Annotated in this window: 20 protein-coding genes; 10 read left to right on the top strand and 10 right to left on the bottom strand. The window is 63.3% G+C overall.

Going from position 1 to position 24,362, the window contains the following annotated elements; genetic code table 11:
- Positions 1–9 precede the first annotated feature (9 nt).
- The 3 genes from AABD04_RS02035 to AABD04_RS02025 form a co-directional block, all read right to left on the bottom strand.
- Positions 10–651 (bottom strand): TetR/AcrR family transcriptional regulator, encoded by a 642-nt coding sequence (locus AABD04_RS02035; protein ID WP_243594325.1) that lies wholly within the window; start codon positions 649–651, stop codon positions 10–12.
- Between the two features lie 54 nt (positions 652–705).
- Positions 706–2,055, bottom strand: coding sequence for a lipase family protein (locus AABD04_RS02030; RefSeq protein ID WP_341442933.1), 1,350 nt, complete (start codon positions 2,053–2,055; stop codon positions 706–708).
- Positions 2,056–2,327: 272 nt separating this feature from the next.
- Positions 2,328–3,209 (bottom strand): dioxygenase family protein, encoded by an 882-nt coding sequence (locus AABD04_RS02025; protein ID WP_341440049.1) that lies wholly within the window; start codon positions 3,207–3,209, stop codon positions 2,328–2,330.
- 83 nt (positions 3,210–3,292) lie between these two features.
- On the opposite strand from AABD04_RS02025, the gene AABD04_RS02020 reads away from it, so the two are divergent.
- Positions 3,293–3,694, top strand: coding sequence for a GAF domain-containing protein (locus AABD04_RS02020; RefSeq protein ID WP_341440048.1), 402 nt, complete (start codon positions 3,293–3,295; stop codon positions 3,692–3,694).
- Here AABD04_RS02020 and AABD04_RS02015 read toward each other — a convergent pair.
- Positions 3,666–3,875, bottom strand: a complete 210-nt coding sequence (locus tag AABD04_RS02015; RefSeq protein ID WP_243594328.1) for a hypothetical protein — start codon at positions 3,873–3,875, stop codon at positions 3,666–3,668. The genes AABD04_RS02020 and AABD04_RS02015 overlap by 29 nt on opposite strands.
- A 94-nt stretch (positions 3,876–3,969) precedes the next feature.
- Here AABD04_RS02015 and AABD04_RS02010 point away from each other — a divergent pair, with 94 nt between their 5' ends.
- The 4 genes from AABD04_RS02010 (at position 3,970) to fahA (ending at position 7,733) form a co-directional block, all read left to right on the top strand.
- Entirely contained in the window at positions 3,970–4,497 is a 528-nt protein-coding gene (locus AABD04_RS02010; protein ID WP_341440047.1) for a MarR family winged helix-turn-helix transcriptional regulator, read from the top strand.
- A 71-nt stretch (positions 4,498–4,568) separates the two neighbouring features.
- Entirely contained in the window at positions 4,569–5,762 is a 1,194-nt protein-coding gene (locus AABD04_RS02005) for a homogentisate 1,2-dioxygenase (protein WP_341440046.1), read from the top strand.
- Positions 5,759–6,547: a hypothetical protein gene (locus AABD04_RS02000; protein ID WP_341440045.1), complete on the top strand. Its 789-nt coding sequence runs from the start codon at positions 5,759–5,761 to the stop codon at positions 6,545–6,547. The genes AABD04_RS02005 and AABD04_RS02000 overlap by 4 nt, the downstream gene beginning before the upstream one ends.
- A gap of 19 nt (positions 6,548–6,566) precedes the next feature.
- Positions 6,567–7,733 carry a fumarylacetoacetase gene (gene fahA / locus AABD04_RS01995; protein WP_341440044.1) on the top strand — a complete coding sequence of 389 codons (1,167 nt, stop codon included), beginning with the start codon at positions 6,567–6,569 and terminating at the stop codon, positions 7,731–7,733.
- Between the two features lie 17 nt (positions 7,734–7,750).
- On the opposite strand, the gene AABD04_RS01990 is transcribed toward fahA, so the two are convergent.
- Both AABD04_RS01990 and AABD04_RS01985 read right to left on the bottom strand, forming a co-directional pair.
- Positions 7,751–8,578: a transporter substrate-binding domain-containing protein gene (locus tag AABD04_RS01990; protein WP_341440043.1), complete on the bottom strand. Its 828-nt coding sequence runs from the start codon at positions 8,576–8,578 to the stop codon at positions 7,751–7,753.
- 165 nt (positions 8,579–8,743) lie between these two features.
- Complete coding sequence (locus AABD04_RS01985) at positions 8,744–9,262, bottom strand: Lrp/AsnC family transcriptional regulator (RefSeq protein WP_341440042.1); 519 nt, start codon at positions 9,260–9,262, stop codon at positions 8,744–8,746.
- A 165-nt stretch (positions 9,263–9,427) separates the two neighbouring features.
- Between AABD04_RS01985 and hppD the strand changes: the two genes are divergently transcribed.
- Positions 9,428–10,633, top strand: a complete 1,206-nt coding sequence (gene hppD / locus AABD04_RS01980) for a 4-hydroxyphenylpyruvate dioxygenase (protein ID WP_341440041.1) — start codon at positions 9,428–9,430, stop codon at positions 10,631–10,633.
- Between the two features lie 28 nt (positions 10,634–10,661).
- Here hppD and AABD04_RS01975 read toward each other — a convergent pair whose 3' ends face one another.
- Positions 10,662–11,147, bottom strand: coding sequence for an Lrp/AsnC family transcriptional regulator (locus AABD04_RS01975; protein WP_243594341.1), 486 nt, complete (start codon positions 11,145–11,147; stop codon positions 10,662–10,664).
- 158 nt (positions 11,148–11,305) lie between these two features.
- Here AABD04_RS01975 and pdhA point away from each other — a divergent pair, with 158 nt between their 5' ends.
- The 4 genes from pdhA to lpdA are packed head-to-tail and all read left to right on the top strand — an operon-like array spanning position 11,306 to position 16,039.
- Entirely contained in the window at positions 11,306–12,421 is a 1,116-nt protein-coding gene (pdhA, locus tag AABD04_RS01970) for a pyruvate dehydrogenase (acetyl-transferring) E1 component subunit alpha (protein ID WP_341440040.1), read from the top strand.
- Entirely contained in the window at positions 12,418–13,422 is a 1,005-nt protein-coding gene (locus tag AABD04_RS01965; protein WP_243610427.1) for an alpha-ketoacid dehydrogenase subunit beta, read from the top strand. The genes pdhA and AABD04_RS01965 overlap by 4 nt, the downstream gene beginning before the upstream one ends.
- The gene (locus AABD04_RS01960; protein ID WP_341440039.1) at positions 13,419–14,675 is read left to right on the top strand and encodes a dihydrolipoamide acetyltransferase family protein; all 1,257 of its coding nucleotides are present in this window, start codon (positions 13,419–13,421) and stop codon (positions 14,673–14,675) included. Before AABD04_RS01965 ends, AABD04_RS01960 begins: the two co-directional genes overlap by 4 nt.
- Entirely contained in the window at positions 14,672–16,039 is a 1,368-nt protein-coding gene (lpdA, locus tag AABD04_RS01955) for a dihydrolipoyl dehydrogenase (RefSeq protein WP_341440038.1), read from the top strand. Before AABD04_RS01960 ends, lpdA begins: the two co-directional genes overlap by 4 nt.
- A 141-nt stretch (positions 16,040–16,180) precedes the next feature.
- On the opposite strand, the gene AABD04_RS01950 is transcribed toward lpdA, so the two are convergent.
- Genes AABD04_RS01950 through AABD04_RS01940 form a run of 3 tightly spaced genes read right to left on the bottom strand, consistent with a single transcriptional unit; the run spans position 16,181 to position 24,348 of the window.
- The gene (locus AABD04_RS01950; protein ID WP_341440037.1) at positions 16,181–21,751 is read right to left on the bottom strand and encodes a type I polyketide synthase; all 5,571 of its coding nucleotides are present in this window, start codon (positions 21,749–21,751) and stop codon (positions 16,181–16,183) included.
- On the bottom strand, positions 21,741–22,580 hold the full coding sequence (locus AABD04_RS01945) for a thioesterase II family protein (RefSeq protein WP_341440036.1): 840 nt from the start codon (positions 22,578–22,580) through the stop codon (positions 21,741–21,743). The genes AABD04_RS01950 and AABD04_RS01945 overlap by 11 nt, the downstream gene beginning before the upstream one ends.
- 52 nt (positions 22,581–22,632) lie before the next feature.
- Complete coding sequence (locus AABD04_RS01940; protein WP_341440035.1) at positions 22,633–24,348, bottom strand: NAD(P)/FAD-dependent oxidoreductase; 1,716 nt, start codon at positions 24,346–24,348, stop codon at positions 22,633–22,635.
- Positions 24,349–24,362: the final 14 nt, after the last annotated feature.

The following is a 24,362-nucleotide window of genomic DNA, read 5'->3' as shown; positions in this document are numbered from 1 at the left end:
GGCTGCGGATCAGGTCAGGTCCGGAACGAACGCTCCCAGGACGGCAACCATCGTCTCCACGATCTGCTCGATGGGTGGGCGAGGAGGAGCGGTACGGGACCAGTCGGAGACGATCTCGGTGAGCGCTCCGAGGAATGCCGTTGCAGCCGAACGGTATCCACCCGGGGGAACAAAGTCGGGACCGACTTCCGAACGCAGGGTGTTCTCGAAGAACTCCACCCACTGTGCACGACGGCGCGCCCGGTGCTGTTCGACGGCATCGCTGACACCCAACATCTCCAGATAGGAAATCCGCGCTCGGCGTGGATCGTTTCCGATCGATCCCACCAGGGCCGTCATCGCGGCAACGACCAGGGCGCGACGATCTCGGTCGACCTGATCGTCGAGGGCGGCCACGACGGCGGCCAGCGCATCGTCTTGGATCAGGTCGTAGACGTCCACGAGCAGCGCCTCACGGTTGGCGAACGCACTGTAGAACTGGCTGCGTGCCAGACCGGCAGCAACGCAGATATCCGACACCGAGGTGGCTGCGTAGCCGCGTACCCCGATGACCTCGATTCCGGCCTGCAAGAACCGTGCACGACGATCGGCTTTCCGAGCAGAGGAGGATTGTCCGGCGTAGATGCGGCCCTGATCATCGGCGACAGTCACCGAGGGAGTCTACAGGCGACAGACCGTTCGCAGCCCCGTCGACGTTGGGTTCCATCACGACCCGATCGGCTTACCGAACAGGCCTGCGATTATCTCGCCTACAGCATCGACGAAGAGCGGGTGTGCACGCGTGTCGAGCGCCATCGAGCCGACATCGTTGGTTCGGCAACCCGGTTCCACCGGAACACCGGCGAATCGGTCGCGCATCCACAAGACCGCGCTCGGAAAGGCGATCAGCTCCAGGGTGATGTGCTCGCTGAAGTGATCGCGGGTGTACGTGACATCGGCACCGGGACGGCTGCAGTACGAGTCGACCATCGTGTTGACCGGTCCGATCGGCACCAGCCAATCCGGGTTGGAATGGTAGACGTAGAGCGGCATGTTCGGAGTGGTGCCACCGAGCTGCATCGCAGACAGGGCCTTCTTCACCACTGGTTGTTGAATCGGGTCCCCGTCGGTGTGGAGGAAGCCTTTGAGATTGACGAACGGCAGCAGCGCTGACGAGTAGCCGACACAGAGATTGTCCTTGGCTGCGAACAACGCCCTGCCGAACGGGTCGATGTGTTCGTCGATGAAGCCGGCCAACTCGGGATCTTCGCGACTGGCACCGATGATTCCGGCGGCGACGATGCCCGAGCCCAGAGTGTTGTTCGCATTGTCGACCAATGCCCCGAGTTCGGCCGGGGTGCCGCCCTCGGTGACTCCGACGATATCGAGCTCGGGAGCGTAACTTCCAGCCAGTTCGGCTGCATGTCCGGTGGCTATCGCGCCGCCGGAGTAGCCGCTCATCCCCACCTTGGTGGCCTGACCGGCCAGCTGCATCGGCGCGAAGTTCTCGGCCGCTCGGATGCCGTCGAGGGTGATCCGACCGGCGACCGGCCCTGCGGCGAACGAGTTGTTCGGGCCTTGATGATCGGGTACCGACACCGCCCATCCTTGGGCCAACGCTGCCTGCACCTCGAGGAATTGAGCACCCGACGTCACCGCGCCGGTCACCGGCCAGGGAATCGCGCCCGCACGCATCGCATACGAGGGCGCGCAGTACGCAGCGAGTGAATCCTCGGCCAGCTGGATGGAGATCAGCGGCCGCGGTGCCGCAGGCACGCCGCGGGGCTTGATGACCGTGGTCACCGCAGCTATCGGCTCGTCGCGTCCGTTGTTGGACCGGAACGACAACTGCCACGCGTCGACCTGAGTGGGAATGACGTTGAGGGTGGCCAGCTCGACGGGCCGTGCAGCGATGATCTGGCCTGGCGCGGCTGCGGCCACCACGTCGGCGGGCGGAAGGTAGAAGTCGGTGTCGAACTCCGGAATCTTCGGCCAGGTGAACGGTGCCAACGGTGGCTGAACCGTCACCTCGGGCGAATCGCTCGCCTCGGGTGCAGCGGCAGCGGGGGTGGTCATCGCGGCAACGGCTGCGGCCGCGGTCACCAGGCTGATCGCTACCCGCAGCGTCCAAGATCGGGCAGAAGACACGGCTGTACTCCTTCGCGCCGGACAACGGGGTCCACAGGAGGCGCGCCCGGCGACAGTTCGTAGCGCATCCGGCCATCTTGGACACCGATGTCCGAGATGGTGCTGAGAACTGTAGAGCGAAGTGGCGTGGATAACAATCCCCGGCTCGAAAAGAATTCAGAAGTGAATCTGTTCCAATTGCGACCGGCTGCGTCCAACCGTCACACGACCGAGAACGACCGCTTCGCCAAGCCGAACTGGAAGCCGGTGATCGCCGTGGTAACCGGCGCCTCGGGATTTTCGGCAGCACCGAGGGTCACGAACAGCGGAGTGAAATGTTCGACGGTGGGGTGGGCATAGGGCATTCCCGGCGCGGCGCTACGGAAGTCCGCCAAGGTGTCGACGTCACCGCGGGACAACGCGTCCGCGGCCCAGAGATCGAAGTCCTCGGACCATGTCGGCACTGTGTTGGTCACGAAGTTCTCCCGCGACAGGAACGGCAGTCCGTGCGTCATGAAACCCGAACCGATGACCAACACCCCTTCGGCTCGAAGTTCCTTCAGCGCAACGCCTATCGCCATCAGCCGGTCGGGGGCATGCGTCGGCAGGCTCAACTGCAGAACGGGAACATCGGCGTACGGGTACATCACCTTCAGCGGCACCCAGGCACCGTGATCGAGTCCGCGTGAGGTGTGGCGGTGCAGGTTCTCCGACGCCGGGATGGCCGCGGCAATGCGAGCAGCCAAGACCTCGGCGTCGGGCGTCCGGTATTCCATCGAGAAGTAGCGTTGCGCGAATCCGCCGAAGTCGTAGACCAGCGGAGTTGCGGCCGCCGATGCGGACAGGCTCAGCGGGGCCTCTTCCCAGTGCGCGCTGACGATGAGAATCGCCTTCGGCTTGGGCATCGACTGCGACCAGGTGAAGAGTTCGTTCATCCAGAGCGCGTCGTCGAAGACCGGGGGTGCACCGTGGCTGATGTAGAGGGCAGGCATCGGACCATCGTTCGGGGTCCACATCTGCTGCGACCGGCTCACGGGTGCTGTGTCGGCGAGAAATGCGTCGAACGCTGCGCCCGCGACCGGCGGGTTGATCACGGATGTCATGGCGGGTCCTTCGAAGTGCCTAGGTTGAACCTTCAAGTTAGCACCGATCGGGCATTCCAGCCAGCATCGCTACGCTCGGCTGTATGCCGGACGCCGTCTATCGCGCTCCCATGCCGAACGGTGTCGAGCGCGCCCTCACCTACGGACTCTGCGGCATGTCGGCCGACGACGAACGATCGCTACGACGCGTCGAGCGCTTCGAGCAGGTCCCGGACGGATCTTTCGTCTGGACGCGTACCGAGAGCGGCGAGTTCTTTCTCGGCCGAATTTCCGGCCCACTGCGGGAAGATCGCAGCGCCGACGCGGTGTTGTCGAACATGATCTTCGTACGGAACTGCGAGTGGACGAGCGAGCCGATTCCCGAGCACGAGGTACCCGCCGCCACGCTTCGGACATTCGCGCGCGGCGGGCGAAACTTTCAGCAGACACACGACCCTCAGGTCGCCGCGGAGTCGGCTAGCGTGTGGCGAGCGCGAGGTCGCTGACCTGGGGATCGATCTGCACGACGGCGTAGCCCTGAATCTCGAACTTGTTCTCGCCCTCGGGTGGTCCGAGCACGGCACGGACGATCAGCGTCGCGGCGGCAGCGACGAGTGCGATCACGACGACCACCGCTGCCACGATCAGCAGGGTCCGTGGGCCACCGAACAGGTTCTTCGAGCTCATGAGTCCATCATGAACCCTCCTGGAAGAGAGACGAATCGCGCGTACCGAAGTAATAAAGGTGTTGATCAGATGAGTTCGTGGTTACAGTAAATCCGTGACCGACGCACCCGAGCCCGACTTCTGGTCGTTCATCGAGACCGCCAACACCACGCTGGCCCGGGACTACGGGTTCGAGCATCAGCTGGCCACCGAGGTTCTGCTGACGCTCAACCGGGCGTCGAACATCGTCACCTACGACTTGGAAGCGACGGTTCATCGCCCCCGAGGCTGGTCGTGGTCGTCGTTTCGACTGATGTTCGTGACGTGGCTGGCAGGCCCGATCGAACCCCGACGAGCCGCCGAACTGACCGGTATGAGCCGCGCGGCCGTGTCCAACCTGTCCAAGACACTCATCACCGGCGGCCTGCTCGCCAGTACGCCCGACGAGAAGGACGGGCGTTCGGTGCGCCTTGCCCTCACCGCGCAGGGGCACGACGAGATGGTCGAGGCGTTCGCCGAACAGAACGAACGGGAGAACGCGTGGGCCAGTGCGCTCACCGAACCCGAACAGCGGATCCTGGTGATGCTGTTGACCAAACTCATCACTCACCGCAGCCAGTTCGACGTCCGGGGACGCAACTGATGGTTGCGTAGATCACGTCAAAGTAGTTAATGTATTTATTACAAGCCTGAACAGAGCACAGGAGCGACGACGTGGCCTACTACCGGCAGCTCGGATCGATACCGCCGAAGCGGCACACCCAGCACCGAACGCCGGACGGCAATCTCTACTACGAGGAGCTGATGGGCGAAGAGGGCTTCTCCTCGGACTCGTCCCTGCTGTACCACCGCCACATACCGTCGGCCATCGTCGACGCCACGGTCTGGGACCTCCCCGATCACTCGACCACTCCCAATCATCCGCTCAAGCCCCGACATCTGAAATTGCACGACCTGTTTCCGGAGTCCGTTGTTGCCGACACCGACGTGGTCACCGGACGACGCCTCGTCCTCGGCAATGCCGACGTCAGACTGTCCTACGTCGTTGCCTCGAAAACCTCACCGCTGTATCGCAATTCGATCGGTGACGAAATGGTCTACATCGAATCCGGTTCTGCCACCGTGGAAACGGTATTCGGGGCGCTGCAGGCACGGCAGGGTGACTACGTTCTCATTCCGCGCGCGACGACGCACCGTTGGATTCCCGACGGTCCAGTTCGCGCCTATGCCGTCGAGGCCAACAGTCACATCGCGCCGCCGAAGCGCTTCCTGTCGAAGTACGGCCAGTTGCTCGAAAACGCTCCCTACTGTGAACGCGATCTGCACGGCCCCACCGAGCCTCTACTCACCGACGGCAGCGACGTGGAAGTGCTTGTCAAACATCGCGGTTCGACGGGCATTGTCGGAACCCGATTCGTCTACCCCAACCATCCGTTCGACGTAGTGGGCTGGGATGGCTGCCTGTACCCGTACACGTTCAACATCTCCGACTACGAACCACTCACCGGCCGTGTGCATCAACCACCGCCGGCACATCAGGCATTCGAGGGGGCCAACTTCGTGATCTGTAATTTCGTTCCGCGCAAGGTCGACTACCACCCACTGGCAATCCCGGTGCCGTACTACCATTCCAATGTCGACTCCGACGAAATCATGTTCTACGTCGGCGGCGACTACGAGGCCCGTAAGGGTTCCGGAATCGGCCAGGGTTCCATCTCGGTACATCCGGGCGGTCACGCTCATGGGCCGCAACCAGGAGCGTACGAACGCAGTATCGGTGCCGAGTTCTTCGACGAACTGGCCGTCATGGTCGATACCTTCCGTCCGCTCGAACTCGGCGAGGGCGCTCTCGCGTGCGAGGACGCTGGATACGCGTGGACCTGGGCCGGCCGGGGGCCGAACCGATGATCCCGAAGTTCTTCCATCGCCTGTGCGACGACGCCGCTGTCTTCCCTCCCGGTGACGCGCCGCTCGATGTTGCTGTGCGCCAACACCTCGAGCACCGGGCCAGTGCCTTCGCAGACCTTGTCGGCCCGCTGGTCGTTCCGATGGATCGGGTGAACGAGCTGGACCTGGGTGCTCGGATGGAAGTGGCGTTGACCGCACCTGCCGGCCCCGGCACCGTGGAGGCAGGCCTACGCGCCGCCGACCGCACCGCTGGCGTGACGGTGGTATCCATCGAAGTCGCCGTCCCCGAAGGCACGAACATCGATGCCCTGCGCACCATCACTCAGGACCTCGACATCTACGTCGAGATCCCCCGAGATGACCGACGAGACGACATCTTCGACGCCGTCGACGAGTTCGGGTATCGCGCCAAATTCAGGACCGGCGGCGTCACGGCCGACCAGTATCCGGACGAACGGGAACTCGCTGCGTCCATCTACGAGGCGGCACGGCGCGAGGTCCACTTCAAAGCCACCGCGGGTCTGCACCATGCTGCCCGTAATACCGATCCCGACAGCGGATTCGAGCAGCACGGTTTCCTCAACGTGATCCTTGCGGCCGAAGCCGCGCACAGCGGCGCTCGCGTCGGTGAGCTCGAGAAGATACTGGCGATTCGAGATGCCGACGTCCTCGCCGGGCTCGTCGCCGGGATCGAGGGCCAACGCGCCTTCGCATCGTTCGGCACCTGCAGCATCCGTGAACCCCTGGACGATCTCGTCCGCCTCGGACTCGTCCCACCTCTGTGAACCAAGGAGCGCGCCGTCCATGACGCACATCGACATCCCCGCCGATTCCGAGTTCGGAATCGACAACCTGCCCTACGGCATCTTCAGCACTCCGGGCACGGACGCTCGTGTCGGAGTTCGCTACGGCAACAACGTGATCGATCTTTCTGCGGCTTTGAATGATCCCGATTTTTCCTCATCCAGCCTCAATGCATTCATGGCCCGCGGACGAAGCCGCTGGGTCGAGGTCCGCGAGTCCGTCACCGCCATGATCGTCAGTGGCACGACCCCCGCGGAAGCAATCGTCTCGGTTTCCGATGTGACGATGCACCTGCCGTTCGAGGTGGCCGACTACGTGGACTTCTACGCCTCCGAGCACCACGCGTCCAACCTCGGCCGACTCTTTCGTCCCGATGCCGAACCGCTGCTACCGAATTGGAAGCACCTACCCGTTGCGTATCACGGCCGGGCCGGCACGGTTGTCGTCTCCGGTGCCGACGTCAGGCGGCCGTGCGGTCAACGCAAGGCACCCGACGAGGCGTCGCCCACCTTCGGCCCTAGTCGGCGACTGGACATCGAGGCGGAGATGGGCTTCGTCGTCGGCGTTCCGGCGGATGGTCCGATATCACCGGATGAGTTTTCCGAGCATGTCTTCGGTGCCGTCATCGTCAACGACTGGTCGGCTCGCGACATCCAGGCCTGGGAGTACGTGCCGCTGGGGCCGAACCTCGGTAAGAGTTTCGCGACGTCCATCTCGCCCTGGGTGGTGCCCTTGCTCGCTCTGGAGCAGGCGCGAACCTCGACGCCGGTGCAGGATCCCGAGCCGCTCGAGTACCTCCGCGAATCTCGTTCGTGGGCTTTGGATATCGACCTGACGGTCGCGTGGAACGGCCACGTCGTGTCCCACCCGCCCTACAGTGCGATGTACTGGTCCCCCGCTCAGATGCTGGCGCACGAGACCGTCAACGGTGCGACATCGCGAACCGGCGATCTGTTCGCCTCGGGCACCATCTCCGGGCCGGAGAAGAACCAGCGCGGCGCGTTCATCGAATTGACCTGGGGTGGAGCGGAACCGGTGTCGCTCGGTGCCGACACTCGAACGTTCCTCGAAGACGGCGACGAGGTGGTCATTGCCGCCAGCGCTCCGGGGCCGAATGGATCGCGAATCGGCTTCGGTGACGTCCGTGGCCGGATCTTGTCGGCCTGAGAGTCGCTATCTCGCGGTCAGCCCCACCATGGCTTCTTGGCCGCATCGAACGTGCCATCACGCTCCGCGATCGAGAGCCAACTGTCGACGTACTGCTGCATCACACCGTCTCCGCGTGGAAGCATGTATGCCTTCTGTGTGTGCGTGAACGGGTTGTCGGGATGAACAGCACACAGTTCGGGGTGTTCGTTCTGCACCCACAGGGTTTCCGACGCGTCCGTGGTCATGACATCGGCGCGGCCGGCGATGATTTCATCGAAGATGGCGTTGTTGTCCGCGAACCGAATGATCTCACCGTTCGGGTAATTCGCTTCGGCGAACTTCTCGTTGGTCGCACCGGGCGGGGTGATCGACCGGACTCCTGCCCGGTTGATCTCGTCGATCGTGTCGTACTTGTCGACGTTGGTGCACAACGTGATCGGCGTCTTTCCATCCTCCACGGTGGCCGACGAGAAAAAGGCTATCGCAGCACGGTCCGTCGATACAGTAACGCCTCCCACCGCGATATCGCACTGGTCGAGAAAGTCCTGACTGAGGTTCGGCCACGTAGTTTGCACGTATTCGACCTTCACATCCATCCGGGAGGCAAGGTCCTCGACCATCGTGATGTCGATTCCCTCGTATTCCTGGGTGGTGGGGTCGAGGTACGAATACGGTCGATAATCACCTGTCGTGCACACTTTCAGCGTTCCACTCTCGAGTACAGAATCCAGCCTCGACGTGGCTGCGGGTGACTCCATGGCCTCGCCAGCGTCGCTCGACCCGCTGCAGGCACCGAGCACGCCCACGCAGAGCGCCATCCCGGCGGCGGTCAGGGTAGACGAGAGCGTGGCGGTTCTGTTCATGACCGAATCTCCTCGAGACAAGGGGTGCCGTGCGGCGCATACCGCACATTTGACTTCGTGCAGGGAGCATGTTCACAACCGATCGTTCGGTCTGAAAAGAACTCTATCCAGTCTTCGTTCCACACGTGTCGAATTGGGAGAATCGACGATCCTCCGCCAGCCCGCCTACCGTTTCGTGTGCGAGTCGCGATACGCCGGAGCCTTCGGTGCGCGATCCAGCTCTGCGGTGTTCAGCAACGGCATCGTGCGAAATTCGACCAGTTCCGACAGCACCACCACACTGGTCGACCGCGCTATGGTCCGAGATTGGTTGAGCACGATCAGAGTTCGTTGCAGATCGTCGTGGGACGCCGCTGCGACTCGACACAGCACATCACCGGCACCGGTTGTCGCGAAGGCTTCCAGCACACCGGGTATCTGCTCCAAAGTGGCGACCACGTCGCCAAGTGCGCCTTGAGCGATCTCCAACGTGACGAACGCCTGCACGCCGTAACCGGCTGCAGCCAAGCCAATTCGAGGATGGTAGCCCGTGATGACGCCGGTGTCTTCGAGTCGCTGCAGACGGGCCGACACCGTCGCGCGTGCCACACCGAGCGTTCGCGACAGCTCGAGCACGCCGATCCTCGAATTGTCCTGCAGCGCAGCGAGCAATGCTCGATCCAGTTCGTCCAATGCGGAGTCCATGTAGCACCTCGTTAGTTTCTAGGCGAATTGTATAGCTACTCGGCCAACTGTCTACTCTATCTGCACAGCTCAGCTAGCAGATCGCTGGTCGATTGACAGCTTTGTTCCGCGGTGTTCGGCTGATTGCGACAGTTCGCGCAATCCGGATTCCAACAGGGAGCCCTCATGAGCCTCGACAACATCCTCAACGACGACGAAAGACTGGCCGATCTCGACGCCGATCAGCTTCGACAGCTCGTCGGACTGGTCGAGTACGACGACAAGCGAGATCCGTTCCCGGTCAGTGGCTGGGACGCCATCGTGTGGGTGGTCGGCAACGCGACGCAGACCGCGCATTTCTTCCAGTCCGCGTTCGGCATGGAGCTCGTTGCGTACTCCGGTCCGACGACCGGCCAACGTGACCACCATGCCTTCGTACTCAAATCCGCTGCAGTGCGTTTCGTCATCAAGGGAGCCGTCGACCCGGACAGTGATCTGGTGGCACACCACACGCGCCACGGCGACGGCGTCATCGACATCTCGCTGGCCGTTCCCGATGTCGACCGATGCATGGAGCATGCGCGAGCCCAGGGCGCGCGAGTACTGCACGAGCCGACCGACATGTCCGACGAGCACGGCACGGTCCGCACCGCGACCATCGCGACCTACGGCGACACCCGACACACCTTGGTCGATCGCTCTCGTTACACCGGCACTTATCTGCCCGGCTACGTACCGCGGACGTCGACGTTGCAGCGACCGGAAGGCGCTCCCAGGCGCATCTTCCAGGCTCTCGATCATGTGGTGGGCAACGTCGAGCTCGGCAAGATGGACGAGTGGGTCGACTTCTACCACCGAGTCATGGGCTTCACGAACATGGCCGAATTCGTCGGAGCCGATATCGCCACCGATTACTCGGCGTTGATGAGCAAGGTGGTCTCCAACGGCAACCACCGCGTGAAGTTCCCGCTGAACGAACCGGCCATCGCCAAGAAGCGCTCCCAGATCGACGAGTACCTCGAGTTCTACCGCGGCCCGGGCGCACAACATCTGGCGCTCGCGACCAACGACATCCTGGCCTCGGTCGACGCACTCCGCGCCGCCGGCGTCGAATTCCTCGCCACTCCCGATTCGTACTACGAGGATCCCGCATTACGCGCCCGTATCGGTAACGTGCGAGTGCCGATCGAAGAGTTGCAGAAGCGCGGAATTCTCGTCGACCGAGACGAGGACGGCTACCTCCTGCAGATCTTCACCAAGCCGCTGGTGGATCGCCCGACGGTGTTCTTCGAGCTCATCGAACGCCACGGCTCGCTCGGGTTCGGCATCGGTAACTTCAAGGCACTGTTCGAGGCCATCGAGCGCGAGCAGGACGCTCGCGGCAACTTCTGACTCGTGACCTGTTCGACGCCGCCCACTGTCAGCGTTCGGTGGGCGGCGTCGTTCGTCCCAGACCGCCTCGGTCCTCGTCGAAGATCAACCACGTGCGGGTGGCTCGGACTCCGTCGAGCGATTGCAGCCCTTCCAGCACCACCTGCCGCAGACTCTCGTTGTCGGGAGTCCTGATGAGTACCAGCACGTCGAAATCCCCTCCGAGTAAACTGAAATGGTCGACGAATTCCATCGCCCTCAGCCCCTCGGACACGGTCCGCCACGAATCCTGACGGATGGACAGCGCGATGAACGCCGAAGTCCCGAGTCCGGATGCTGCATGGTCGACCTGCACGGTGAACCGCTCGATGACACCCGCATCCTTCAGACGGTCGACGCGCGTATACGTATGTGCACGAGAGAGATTGAGACGATCGGCCAGCACCCGCATCGAGACCCGGCCGTCCGAGGTCAGCTCGGCGAGGATACGACGATCCGTGTCGTCCAATTCCACACGTCTCGAGACGTCGTCCATTCGTCCGCTCCTAGCTCGTGGTTCTTCGCCTCGACCCGACAGATAGTCAGTTCGCACCTGGAATGTCAGCAATATGTCTGCAATTCTACGACCATCGGACTTCTTCCTCATCGAATCGGCCAGAATCGCCGTACAAGCCGATTTCAGGAGAGTGCGACATGACGACCGTCGAGAAGGTTCCGGCAACGTCCTACCAACAGTTCATGCCTGCCGACCGTCCCGTGCAGTACCTCGCACCCGATGGGACGGGCGTGGACAGTGCCGCCCGCTACGCACACCCGTCGAACGAGCGTCTGCTCGAGATGTACCGCTCGATGGTGCATGGTCGCCGATTCGACCAGCAGGCAACGGCATTGACCAAGCAGGGCCGGCTCGCGGTCTATCCGTCCTCACGCGGACAGGAGGCATGTCAGATCGCCGCGGCCCTCTGCCTGGGCGAGCAGGACTGGATGTTCCCGACGTATCGTGACTCGATGGCTCTCGCGGCGCGAGGCGTCGACCAGGTGGAGTTGCTCGGCATGCTCGCCGGCTACTGGCACTGTGGTTACGATCCGACTTCCTACAAGGTCGCTCCCCAATGCACGCCTCTGGCAACACAATTGCTGCACGCGACCGGTTTCGCGTACGCCGAGGCCAAGCAGGGACGAGACACCATCGCCCTCGCGTTCTGCGGAGACGGAGCGACCAGCGAGGGCGACTTCCACGAGGCCCTGAACTTCGCCGCGGTGTTCCGGGCCCCGGTCATCTTCCTGGTCCAGAACAACGGATTCGCCATCAGTGTTCCGTTGGCACGGCAGAGTGCAGCTCCGTCGTTGTCGCACAAAGGCGTCGGCTACGGCATCGGCAGCGAGCAGGTCGACGGCAACGACCCGATCGCGATGATGGCCGTGATGGACGAGGCCGTGAAATACGTCCGAGCAGGCAAGGGACCGGTGGTCGTCGAGGCGCACACCTACCGCATGGACGCACACACCAATGCCGACGACGCCACGCGCTACCGCAAGGCAGACGAGGTCGAAGGGTGGCTGGCCCGAGATCCTCTCTCGCGCCTCGACTCCTACCTCGAAGCCCAGGGTCTGCTCACCGACGAGCTGCGCGAGCAGATGACGGTATCCGCCGACGCCGATGCCGCAGCACTTCGCGCAGGCATGAACGTCGACCAGGACGTCGACCCCGAGGACCTGTTCCGGTTCGTCTACTCCTCCCCCACCCCCGGCCTGACAGAACAACGCAATCAGGTCGCCGCCGAAATCGTTGCAGGAGAACTGTCATGACCACGATGACCATGGCCGGAGCCCTCAACGCCGCCCTGCGCGACGCGTTGACCGAAGACGAGAAGGTCGTCGTGTTCGGCGAGGACGTCGGCACGCTCGGCGGCGTCTTCCGCGTCACCGACGGCCTGACCCGAGACTTCGGCGACGACCGCTGCTTCGACACCCCACTTGCCGAGTCGGGGATCGTCGGATTCGCGATCGGCATGGCGATGTCGGGCTACAAGCCCGTCGTCGAGATGCAATTCGACGCCTTTGCCTACCCGGCTTTCGAGCAGATCGTGTCCCATGTTGCCAAGCTGCGCAATAGAACTCGCGGATCACTCACCGCGCCGATGGTCATTCGCATCCCGTTCGCGGGAGGTATCGGCGGCGTCGAGCATCACTGCGACTCGTCCGAGGCCTACTACGCCCACACCCCCGGGTTGAAGGTCGTCTCCCCGTCCACTGTCGCCGACGCGTACTCACTGATGCGTGACGCCATCGCCGACCCCGATCCGGTGATCTTCCTCGAACCGAAGCGGCTGTACTTCTCCAAGGACGACATCGAGCTGACCAAGACCGAGCCGATCGGCACCGCCGTCGTGCGCCGTGCCGGTACCGACGTCACGCTTCTCGCGTACGGACCCACCGTGTCGGTCGCCATGCAGGCAGCAGAGTTCGCGGCCGAGGACGGCCGGAGCGTCGAGGTCATCGACCTGCGATCGCTCAATCCGTTCGACGACGAGACCGTCGCAGCCTCGGTACGCAAGACCGGACGCTGCATCGTGATTCAGGAAGCACAGGGCTTCTCCGGTGTCGCGGCGGAGATCGCCTCGCGGGTATCCGAGCGTTGCTTCCATCACCTGCACGCTCCGGTACTACGCGTTACCGGACTCGATATCCCCTACCCTGCACCGAAACTCGAGCACTTCCACCTGCCGTCCGCGGATCGTGTTCTCGATGCGATGGACCGATTGCAGTGGAACGATGCTCCCGACCTCAGCAAGGCGGTCACGGTATGAGCATGCAGGTATTCCTGCTCCCTGACCTCGGTGAAGGATTGACCGAGGCCGAGATCGTGGAGTGGAAGGTCAAGCCCGGCGATACCGTCACCATCGATCAGGTCGTCGTCGAGGTCGAAACCGCGAAAGCCTCCGTGGAGGTGCCCTGCCCCTTCGAGGGCGTTGTCGGCGAACTGCATGCGGCCGAGGGCACCTCACTCGCCGTCGGCGCTCCACTGATCAGCATCACCGGCGGTGCGGTCGCCGATGTGTCCGCTGCCCATGAGCGTTACCGCGAAGAGGAAAGGGCTGGCTCGGGCAATGTGCTAATCGGCTACGGCACGGGACACGGCCCGACCGGCCGTCGCAAGAGAGCGGCTGCGCCGCAGGTGAGCGGAAGTTCGACCCAGGCTACGAATTTCCGCTCACGTGCACCGAAGGTGCTCTCCCCCATCGTTCGGAGCATGGCGTTGCAGGGTGGGCTGGATCTGGCGTCTATCGATGTCGCCGGCAGTCATGGAGTCATCACCCGAGCGGACGTGGAACGGGCACTGTCCTCGAGCACTCCCAGTGCCGAGGGGGTCACGCGAATCCCCATCACCGGGATTCGTAAGACCATCGCCGACAAGCTCTCTCGCAGTCGTTCGGAGATTCCCGAGGCGACCGTCTGGGTCGACGTCGACGCGACGGCTCTGCTGCAAGCCCGACGCGACCTCGACGCCTCCATCGACGGCGTGAAGGTGACGCTGCTGGCGGTGCTGGCCAAGCTGACGATGATCGCGCTGTCCAAGTTCCCCGAGCTCAACAGCACGGTCGATACTGCGGCGGGCGAGATCCTGCGATACGAGAACGTCGGACTCGGCATTGCCGCGCAGACCGATCGTGGACTCATGGTTCCCGTTGTGCCGCAGGCCGACAAAGCCGACCTGAAGGAACTTTCCGAGCGGTTGGTCGAGCTGACCGAGCTCGCGCGAACCGGCTCCCTGCCCGCAGCCCGGCTGAGCGGTGGAACATTCACGCTGAACAACTACGGAGTTTTCGGGGTCGACGGCTCGGCCGCGATCATCAACCATCCCGAAGCCGCGATCCTGGGCATCGGACGCATCATCGACCGGCCGTGGGTGGTCGACGGCCAATTGGCCGTCCGCAAAGTCGCGCAGCTGTCGTTGGCCTTCGACCACCGCGTGTGCGACGGCGGAGTGGCCGGCGGTTTCTTGCGCACCGTGGCCGATTTCGTCGAAAACCCCGTCGTGGCATTGGGATCCGTCCGATGAGTGACGTGGACGTTCTCATCCTCGGCGGCGGCTCCGGCGGATACTCCTGCGCCCTGCGTGCCGAACAACTCGGCCTGTCGGTCGCGCTGGTCGAGGAAGACAAGCTCGGGGGCACCTGCCTACATCGCGGATGCATCCCCACCAAAGCTCTCCTGCACACCGCCGAGGTGGTCGATGCGGTCCGCGGTGCGGCGCGTGTCGGCGTCACGGCATCGTTGACGGGTGTTGATATGCCTGCGGCACTGGGCTATCAGCGCAGTGTGGTCGCAGGCTTGTACTCCGGACTGCAGGGCCTGCTGAAGCGTCCGAACATCGAGATCGTCTCCGGCCGTGGTCAGGTGGTCGGTCCTCGCACCGTCGAGGTGGAGGGTCGACGCATCACCGGTGCCTCGCTGGTTCTCGCCACTGGGTCGTATTCACGCACCATTCCCGGTGTCGAACTGGGGCCGCGGGTGCTCACCAGCGACGGGGCGATGTCGTTGGATCGGGTGCCAGAGTCCGTCGTCGTACTGGGCGGCGGAGTCATCGGCATCGAATTCGCAAGCATCTGGGCCTCTTTCGGAGCCAAGGTCACCGTCGTCGAGGCCCTCGATCGCATCGTGCCGGGTGAAGACGAATGGTCGTCGAAGCAGCTGACCAAGGCACTACGCAAGCGCGGCATCGACATTCGTACCGGCACCAAGGTCGAGACCGTGACCGAATCTTCCGACGAGGTCGCAGTGGCGCTGTCATCCGGAGACACCCTCTCAGCCGATGTCGTGCTGGTGTCCGTCGGACGCGGCCCCCGCACCGACAGCTTGGGTTTGGCCGAGCAGGGCATCGCCACCGAACGGGGCTTCGTCACTGTCGACGACAATCTGCTCACCACCGCGGACGGCGTCTATGCCGTCGGCGACATCGTGGCGGGATATCAGTTGGCTCACCGCGGTTTTCAGCACGGCATGTTCGTTGCCGAGCACATCGCCGGCCTCGCCCCGGCACGTATCGACGGTGATCTCGTTCCGCGCGTGACCTATTCGCACCCCGAGGTCGCGTCGGTCGGCCTCACCGAGAAGGCCGCGGAGCAGAAGTACGGCATCGTCACCTCGGTGGTCTACGACCTCGGCGGCAACGGCAAGAGTCGCATCCTCGCCACCGCCGGTGGAGTCAAGGTTATTCGCGCACGCGACGACGGTCCCGTCGTCGGGGTTCACCTCGTCGGTGACCGCGTGGGCGAGCTGATCGGCGAGGCGCAACTCGCGGTTGCGTGGGAGGCCTTACCGTCGGAGGTCGGTAGTTTCGTGCACGCCCACCCCACGCAGAACGAAGCACTCGGTGAGGCAATGATGGCGCTGTCGGGACGGCCGTTGCACGCGCACAGCTGAATGCGACAGCTCAGTGGATTACGAGATCGATCACTTCGTCCTCAGTGAGATCGATTGCCGTCGAGTTGGTTCCTGTCCGGTTATTTTGGGATGCAACAACAATCGACCTCACCGCTGATTTGCTCGTGCGGAGAATGCAGCTCACTTCGGTTGAACAGGAGACTCCGCCTCGAGGTCGGCAAGCAGTTCCAGGAGGTCGGCCGTGGAGAGCTGTTCGATGAGTCGGTCGACGTCGTGGTCGTCGGCGACCGTCTCCGGGCGGTCGTCGAGGACCGGCACCGGTCCGGTGTCCTCGTCGAACTGGAGTTCGGCGAAGATGCGATCGACCAGCCCGCTCACCGTAATGCCCTTGAGCAGTTCCAGCACCGGCACGTCGACTGCGATGACCGCGGCGATCCTGGACTTCAATTCGATCGCCATCATGGAATCGAGACCGAGGTCATTCATCGTCGCGTCGCCGCCGACATCGTCGAGTGGCAGGTCGAACACGCCGGCGACGATCTGGGTCACGTAACCCGCAACGACGCCGAGCTGATCGGCCTCCGGCGTGTCTTTGAGCACGTCCAGTAACGAGAACCCAGCGCCCGCATCGTCACTCAGGGCGTCGGCCTTCCCCAATTCGGCGTAGATCGCAGGCAGCTGACCGGCCATACCGGTTTTACGAAGACGAGCCCAGTCCGCGGAGATGGCGACCACGGTGGGCACCTCCTGACTCATCACTCGGTCGAGGATCCGCCCGCCGGCCTCGGGGGTGATGAGCTCGACGCCTCGCATCTCGTACATCTTTTCCAGTTTCAGTTCCTCGACCATCCCGACCGACCACGGCCCCCAACCGATTGTCAGCGCAGGCAACCCCTTGGCTCGCAACTGACAGGCAAAGACATCGAGGAACGAATTCGCGGCGGCATAGTTGCCTTGACCGGGCGAAGCGATAACCGATCCGGCCGAACCGAACATCACGAAGAATTCCAGGTCGTTCGCATGGAAGACGCTACTCAGGACGCGGGCACCGTCGATCTTGGGAGCCAGCACCTTCGCGAACGACGCCTCGTCCATGTTCACCAACAGCTGGTCCTCGACAACACCAGCGGCGTGGATGACGCCTCGAACCGGCCGGCCACCCTGTCGGGTGTGATCACGTGCCCACCGTTGCACCTGCTCGAGGTCGGTGATGTCGACACGTGCCGTGGTGATGTGCGCGCCCAGCTTCTCGATCCCTCGAATCGCGTCGACCACCGAGTACTGCGCGTCGTCGACAGACATCTCCGACCATCGGCTGCGTGGCGGAAGCTCCGTACGGCTGAAGAGCACGATATCGCGAGCTCCACGCTTCGCGAGGTACCTGGCAACTACCTGACCCAGCGCCCCCAAGCCTCCGGTGACCACATAGGTCGCATCCGGCGTCAGCTTCGTGGGAAAGGCCTTGGTCAACCCATCCATGGGGAACAGCCGCGGGACAAAGGTCTCGGTGCCACGAAACGCGACTTGATCCTCGGCACCCTCGGTCAAGATGTGCCTGCAGAGTCGTTCAGCGGTCTGGGCCGGATCGTCGGCGTCGTCGATGTCTATCAGACCGCCCCACTTGTCGGTCAGTTCCTGGTGGCCGATCACCCGCCCCAGCCCCCACAGCGGAGCCTGGTCGACGGCGAGTCGATCGGTTCCCGGCACCGGCTGCGCATTCGCGGTGACCAAATAGAGACGCGGACAGACAGTCTCGTGCCGTGCCATAGCCGCAGCGAGGTGGAGGGCCGCGAAAACACCGACCCTCCGTCCTTCCTCAGCCGCGCCATCCGTCCCCGAGTCCGCCGCATCGGGAACGTCCAGTGGCCAACAGTTCACGATGCCCGCGAGGTCACCCTCGATCTGCACATGCGCGTCGATGAGATCGACGAACTGCTGCGGCTGACCGCCATCGATCCGATACTCACCGTCGACCTCGACGAGCCGGTCCACGGCGCGGTGAACGGCCGTGCGCACCCGCTGTCCGCTCTCGCGGAGTTGTCGAGCCACGAGTGAGCCGATGCCAGAGGAATCGGACAGGACCAACCACGAAAGATCCTTGGCCGCGATGCTCTTGCTCTCGTCCAGTTCATCTCCCGCCACCCAGCGAACGTCGAGCAGACCCTTGTCGACGTGCTCGGGCGACATACCGATCGACGAGTTGAGTGACGCAACGGTGAAGCCCTCGAGCGAGACCAACAGCTCACCGGTCCGGCTCGAAATGGTGATGTCGCTTTCGATCATCGACTTGCTGACCGACACCATCCGAACCTCGACCGTCATGGTCTGCTGCGGAGACCCGTGGACGGTGGCTCGTCGAATGCCCGACGGCAGGAAAGCCTCGGTACCGAGATCTTTCCCGGAGATGGACATCGCCAGGAGAGTCTGCAGCGCACCATCGATGAGCGCTGGATGGAACCGGTACCTGTCCAGGTCCGAATGGATCGATTCGGGGACGACGAGTTCGCCTGTCGCCCAACCGTCCCCTGCGGTGACGCGGCGGACGGACTGGAATGCCTCGCCGTACTCGAAGCCGAAAGCACGGCTGCGCGCGTAGAACTCGTCGAATTCGATGACGGCGCTGTCCCCGGGGTGCTTCGGAGCCGGACCGACACGGCACCCTCGGGAGATCGTGTTCAACTCCGCTGTCGCCGCAATCACCCAGTGCAGGTCGCCACCGGTAGTGGCCGTCATCGCGGCGAACTCGATCACGCCGGTGGCCCGGTCGAGGGTGGTACGTACTGTTGGGTCGCAGGTCTGATCGAGTATGACGGCGTGCTGCAGGTTCAGGTTCTCGACGCAGAAGTCGGTCGAGCCGAACGCTTCTCTTCCCGCTGCCACTGCCATCTCGATGAATGCTGTGCCCGGCACGAGGGTGCTGCCCTGCGCCTTGTGGTCAGCGAGAAACGGGAGGGTCGCCAGGCTGAGTTCGGCCTCCCATGTCGGGTGCACGTCGAGGACCGGCTGACCCAGAATCGGATGGACCGGGTTGTAGTGCAACTCCTCCACAGTCTCAGGAGTCTCGTTCCAGTAACTCTTGGCCTGCCATGGGTACCTCGGCAGGGAGAGCAGTCGCGCACGAGCTTTGGGATAGAACGCATCCCACGCGATCGGATGTCCGTGACAGTGCAGGTCACCGACGAGTTCCATCAGCGTCCGACTGTCATCCTCGTTGCGCTTCTGACTTGCCAGGACGACGACCGCGGAGTCCCGGCCGGCCGCGATCTCGACGATGGCCGATGCCATCTGCGGGTGCGGACCGAGTTCGACGAAGTGTGTGTAGCCGTCGTCGAGCATCCGACGGAGCGCCGGTTCGAAGAGGACCGTCCAGCGCGTGTTCTGCCACCAGTACGCGCCATTCGCAGCCTCCGCGTTCAGCAGCTCACCGGTGACCGTCGAGTAGACGGGAATCTGGGCGGGCGCGGACGAGATGTCGCTCAGCGCGGTGAGCATATCGTCGCGAAGCGGGTCCATGTAGTGGCTGTGGTACGGCACATCGACATTGAGGAATCGGTTGAATATATGGACCTCGGTCAGCTGTGCCGCTATGGTGCCGAGGATGTCGCGATCGCCTGAGGCAACCACGGCCGACGGGCCGTTGATCGCGGCGATCGAGACCCGAGACCCCATCTCCTCACGCGTCGTGGCATCGATGGTTTGCATGAGCGAGTCGGCGCTGAGACCGATCGCCAACATCCCGCCCAGACCTTTGACGCGCTGCGCAGCCTCACTGCGTTGGAGGATCACCGCGATCGCCTGCTCGAACGTCAGGATGCCCGCGAGGTAGTGCGCGGCCACCTCACCGGCGCTGTGTCCGATAACGGCATCGGGTACCACGCCGAACTCACGGAGCTGCTCGGCCAAGGCGACCTGGATCGCGAAGTTGGCCGATTGCGCCACGTTGGGTTCCGCCATGCGCGATTGCGACTCTTCGGCTCGGAGTTCGTCGATCAACGACCAGCCCATATACGGCTGCAGGGCGCGATCGCTGCGCATGATGCTCGCGGTGAACGTGGGATACACATCGAGCAAGCCGCGACACATCTTCCACCACTGTGCACCCATGCCGGTACAGACAAAAGCCAATTTCGGTGTGTCCGAACGCGATCTCCCCGCGTTCACGGGCTTCTTTCGGTCGCTGCCGTCGGCGATTGCTGCGAGCTGACTCCGTGCATCGTCGATGCCGTCGACGACCAGGGTTCGCCGGTAACTGAGGTGGGATCGCCGCTGACCGAGTGTGTAGCCCAGGTCGGCCATCGTGATGTCGGGGGTCGCACGAAGGTATTCGGCCAACTGCCCGGCGGAGTCGGCAACCGCATCGTCGGCACGCGCCGAGATCGGTAGAACCGCCAGCGGGAACGACGGCCGATCCTCTTCGGCCCCGGCATCGGCATTCTCGGGTGGTTGGGCAAGCACGACGTGCGCATTGGTGCCGCCGAAGCCGAAGGAGTTGATCCCGGCCAGTCGTTCGCCGTCACCGGTCGGCCAGTCGCGGCCGACGGACGGGATGTCGATGTTGAGCTCACCCAGCGAGATCTGATCGTTCAGCGCATCGAGGTGGAGATTCGGCGGTATGAACGCTTGTTTCACGACGAGCGCCGCTTTTATCAGTCCTGCTATGCCGGCACCCGCTTCGAGGTGGCCGATGTTGGTCTTGACCGAGCCGATCAGCAGAGGTCGGCGTCGAGGATTGCCGCCGGCCAGTGCTTTGGCCAGTGCGCGGGCTTCGATGGGATCGCCGACCGGGGTGCCGGTTCCGTGCGCCTCGACGTAACCGATGTCGGCCGGTTCCACCCCCGCGCGTCCGATGGCCGCAGTGATCGCTGCCTCCTGGGCTTCTTCGCTGGGAACCGTGATGCCGTCGGTACGGCCGTCTTGTGACACGCCGCTGCCCAGGATCTGCGCGTAGATTCGATCACCGTCGTCGAGCGCCTGCTCCAGTGGCTTGATGATCACTATTGCTCCACCCTCGCCGCGCGCATATCCGTTCGCGGACCGACTGAAGGACTTGCAGCGTCCGTCGGGGCTGAGGAATCCACTCTTGGATTCCGCGACGAACGTGTTGGGGCCGATGATGACGTTCACTCCGCCGGCCAGTGCCATCTCGGACTCACCGTTCCAAATACTCTGCGCGGCAAGGTGTACGGCGACCAATGAGCTCGAACATGCGGTGTCCACGGTCATGCTCGGGCCTCGCAGGTCGAACGTGTACGAGATCCGGTTCGACAGCATTGTCATCATCATTCCGGTGGCAGAGTGCGGCTTGAATCGGTAACGACTGCTCCGGCCGTGGTTCTGCAGCAGTTGGTAGTCGGTGGTGAACCCTCCGATGAACACGCCCACCTGCTGTCCGGCCAGATCCTCAGCGCGAATTCCGCCGTCCTCGAACGCCTCCCAGGTGGCACGCAACAGGAGACGCTGCTGCGGATCGAGCGAGTGCGCCTCCCGGGGCGAGATCCCGAAGAACTGGGGGTCGAACTGATCGACCTCGTTCAGAAAACCACCACGTTCGGTGATCATCTTGCCGTTCTTGGCCGGATTCGGATCGAAGTATTTCGCGGAATTCCATCGCGCTTCAGGAATGATGCCGGTGGCGTCGATACCTCCACACATCATGTCCCAGAATCCTTCTGGTGTGTCGGCCCCGCCGGGGAACCGACACCCGATTCCTACGATGGCCAGGGGTGCTCGCGCTGCTGGTTCAGTTGACATCGTGATCTCCGACCATCGCGTGAAGTTCGTGCTGGACTGCCGCAAGGAGTTCGTCCCGCGACACGTTGATGAACAGGTGCGGACCGTTCACGGTCACATGTGTTGCCCCCTGCGAGGTGTGCCGATCCCACCCACGCAGCATCGGCGGACGGACACGGACGTCATCGCTGCCCCCGAACACGGCCAACGGGACCTCCAAAGGAGACTCGTCGGCGAACTCGTAGGTCTCGCATAGCTCCAGGTCAGCGCGCAGCGTCGGCAGGAGCGCCGCCATGATCTGTGGGTTGGTCAGCGTCGCCGCAGGGACACCTTCCCTGTGTAGGACCGCCTGCAACACGTCGTCGGGCCACCCGTGGATAGGTTTGCGGTCGCTCTCGAGGTGCGGCGCACGAAAAGCCGCAAGAAGCAGCTTCTTCGGAACTGTCATTCCCCTCCGACGCAGCTCTCGGGTGAACTCGAAGGCGACCAGTGCCCCCATGCTGTGACCGAAGAAGACGGTGTCCGGGGTGACATGCGGTCCGACGTACTCGACCAGGTCCGCTATCAGGGGGCTCAACCTGGTGTACGCGGGCTCGTCGATGCGACCGTCGCGGCCCGGTAGGACGATCGGGCGCACGTTCACGGGAAGCATGTCTTCCCATCCGCGAAACGCCCCTGTGCTGCCGCCCGCATAGGTGAAGCACAACATCAACGGCCCCGCGTCGGGGTTGTCGCGGCCACCCAACCACCGGTTGTGCACCCTGCGGAATGCGGTCAACAGTTCTGCGCGTTTGTCGCTGCTCGTCGACCCCGGTCGCACCACCGGATCGATCAGCTTGTCGGTCGTCAATGGGTCAGCTCCTCGACCCGACACCGACGCAGTTGCAGCAATCGGACTCGGCTCATGCGGGCACCCTTGCCTGCGGACCGCCGAACGTGATCCAAGAGCCGTCTATTGGTTCCGGGTAGGCACCCACACGATATTTGTTCACCAGATCTGCGAGTTGCTTGTCCGCCCGCCATCGGGTCAATTGAGCGGTCACGGCCGGATCGGTCGAATCTCTGAGCTTGTCCATCACCGTGGCACCCAGCTGTCCGGCACATTGTTCGAGAAGTGCGACATTTTTCAGCAGCTGATCTTCGAACTCGCCGTCGGAGAGGTCGGTGGCCATCTGCTCGTGCAGCTCCAGGAAGAATCCGAAAAAGAGATACGGATCGGCGAAATGATCGGAGACAACCGGGTTGTCGATCGCCGACCACTCGCGGAAGAATTGCTCGACTCTGCTGTGAAGAGTACGTATCTGGACCAGTCCGGTGAGGATGGGCGGGCTCTGGAACATACGTCTGAGCTGGTCGTGGAAGTACATGGTGCCGGGAACCGCCCAGTAGATCATCGTGTCCCACAACACCTTCGCCACCATGACCTGCGCGTTGCCCATCACCGCGAACTGGTCCTGGTAGATCAGTAACCACATGTCGCTGACCAGTAGGTACACCTGATCATGGATGTCGGCGAGAGGGCCGATGTCTTCGCCGGCGTGGTCACGCGCGACGAGGTCGGTGATGAGACCATTGCTGATCGCCATCAGATCACCCCCCGAGGAGTACAGCGGGTCGATCGAGACCCCTGCCTCACCGGTCAAGCACCACCGGTCACCGGAGAACACGCGTTCGGCACCGTAGGCGTAGTCCCGCATCGCACGGAAGTCCTGGAGCTTCTCGCGATTGGCGACGATATGCGCGGCCAGCTGCGGTTCGTGTACCTGCAAGAAGGCGAGTGTCTTCTCGAACGTACTGATCGAGGTGAACGAGTGGACCTTGGCGTCGGCAACCACACCGACACTCGTGGACCCCGAGGCAAGCGGAATCAGCCATACCCAGTATCCCTGGCCCATAAGATGATTGGTGGACAACCGGCGCTTACCACTCGGCACCTTGTCACGCCATTCCGCATTGTCGGACCAGTTGTCGACGTCGACGGGGCCTTCGAGCCTGAACCAACTCGAATTGGCCTCGTGCGGGAGCGACTTCTGCAAACCGAGTTGGCGCTTCAGGATGGACGCACGCCCACTGGCGTCGATCACCCATCGGGCAGCCAACCTGCGCTCGATCCCACCCTTGGTGACGGTGATCGAGTGCGGCTCGTCGCCCGTGCCGAGCGCGACGTCGACCACCCGGGTGCCGGTCTCGAAAGTCGCACCAGCCGACTGAATACGCATACCCAACTCGTTCTCGATTCGACCACGATCGAGCTGATACGTGGCCAGGGGTGCCTCACCCGTCTGGCCGTACTCGACTCGCTTCGCGATATCCTCGTTGTCGCCGTACGTGAAGAACATGCGCAAGCCGAATTTCCGTATCTGATCACTCTCCAGGTGCTCCCCGAGTCCGAGGATGTCCCGCAGGTAGTGCGCCTGGATCTCCACCGTCGACTCGCCGACCTTGTGTGTTGCTTCTTTGACCGGGTGCACGCTCTTCTCCACCACGGTCACCGACAATCCCGGCACCTTCTGGCGCAGTTCCAGAGCCAGGGTGAGCCCGCATATCCCACCGCCGAGGACAGCCACATCGACAGTAGTGGGATCCGCGGTGGCGGTCGAGCCAGCTGAGTCCGGCATGATGTCTCCTTCGA

Origin of the sequence: Rhodococcoides navarretei (genome assembly GCF_038069675.1) — a bacterium.
Taxonomy (GTDB): Bacteria; Actinomycetota; Actinomycetes; order Mycobacteriales; family Mycobacteriaceae; genus Rhodococcoides; species Rhodococcoides navarretei.
The sequence above is the reverse complement of the archived record's forward strand: the minus strand, read 5'-3'. Positions and strand labels throughout refer to the sequence as shown.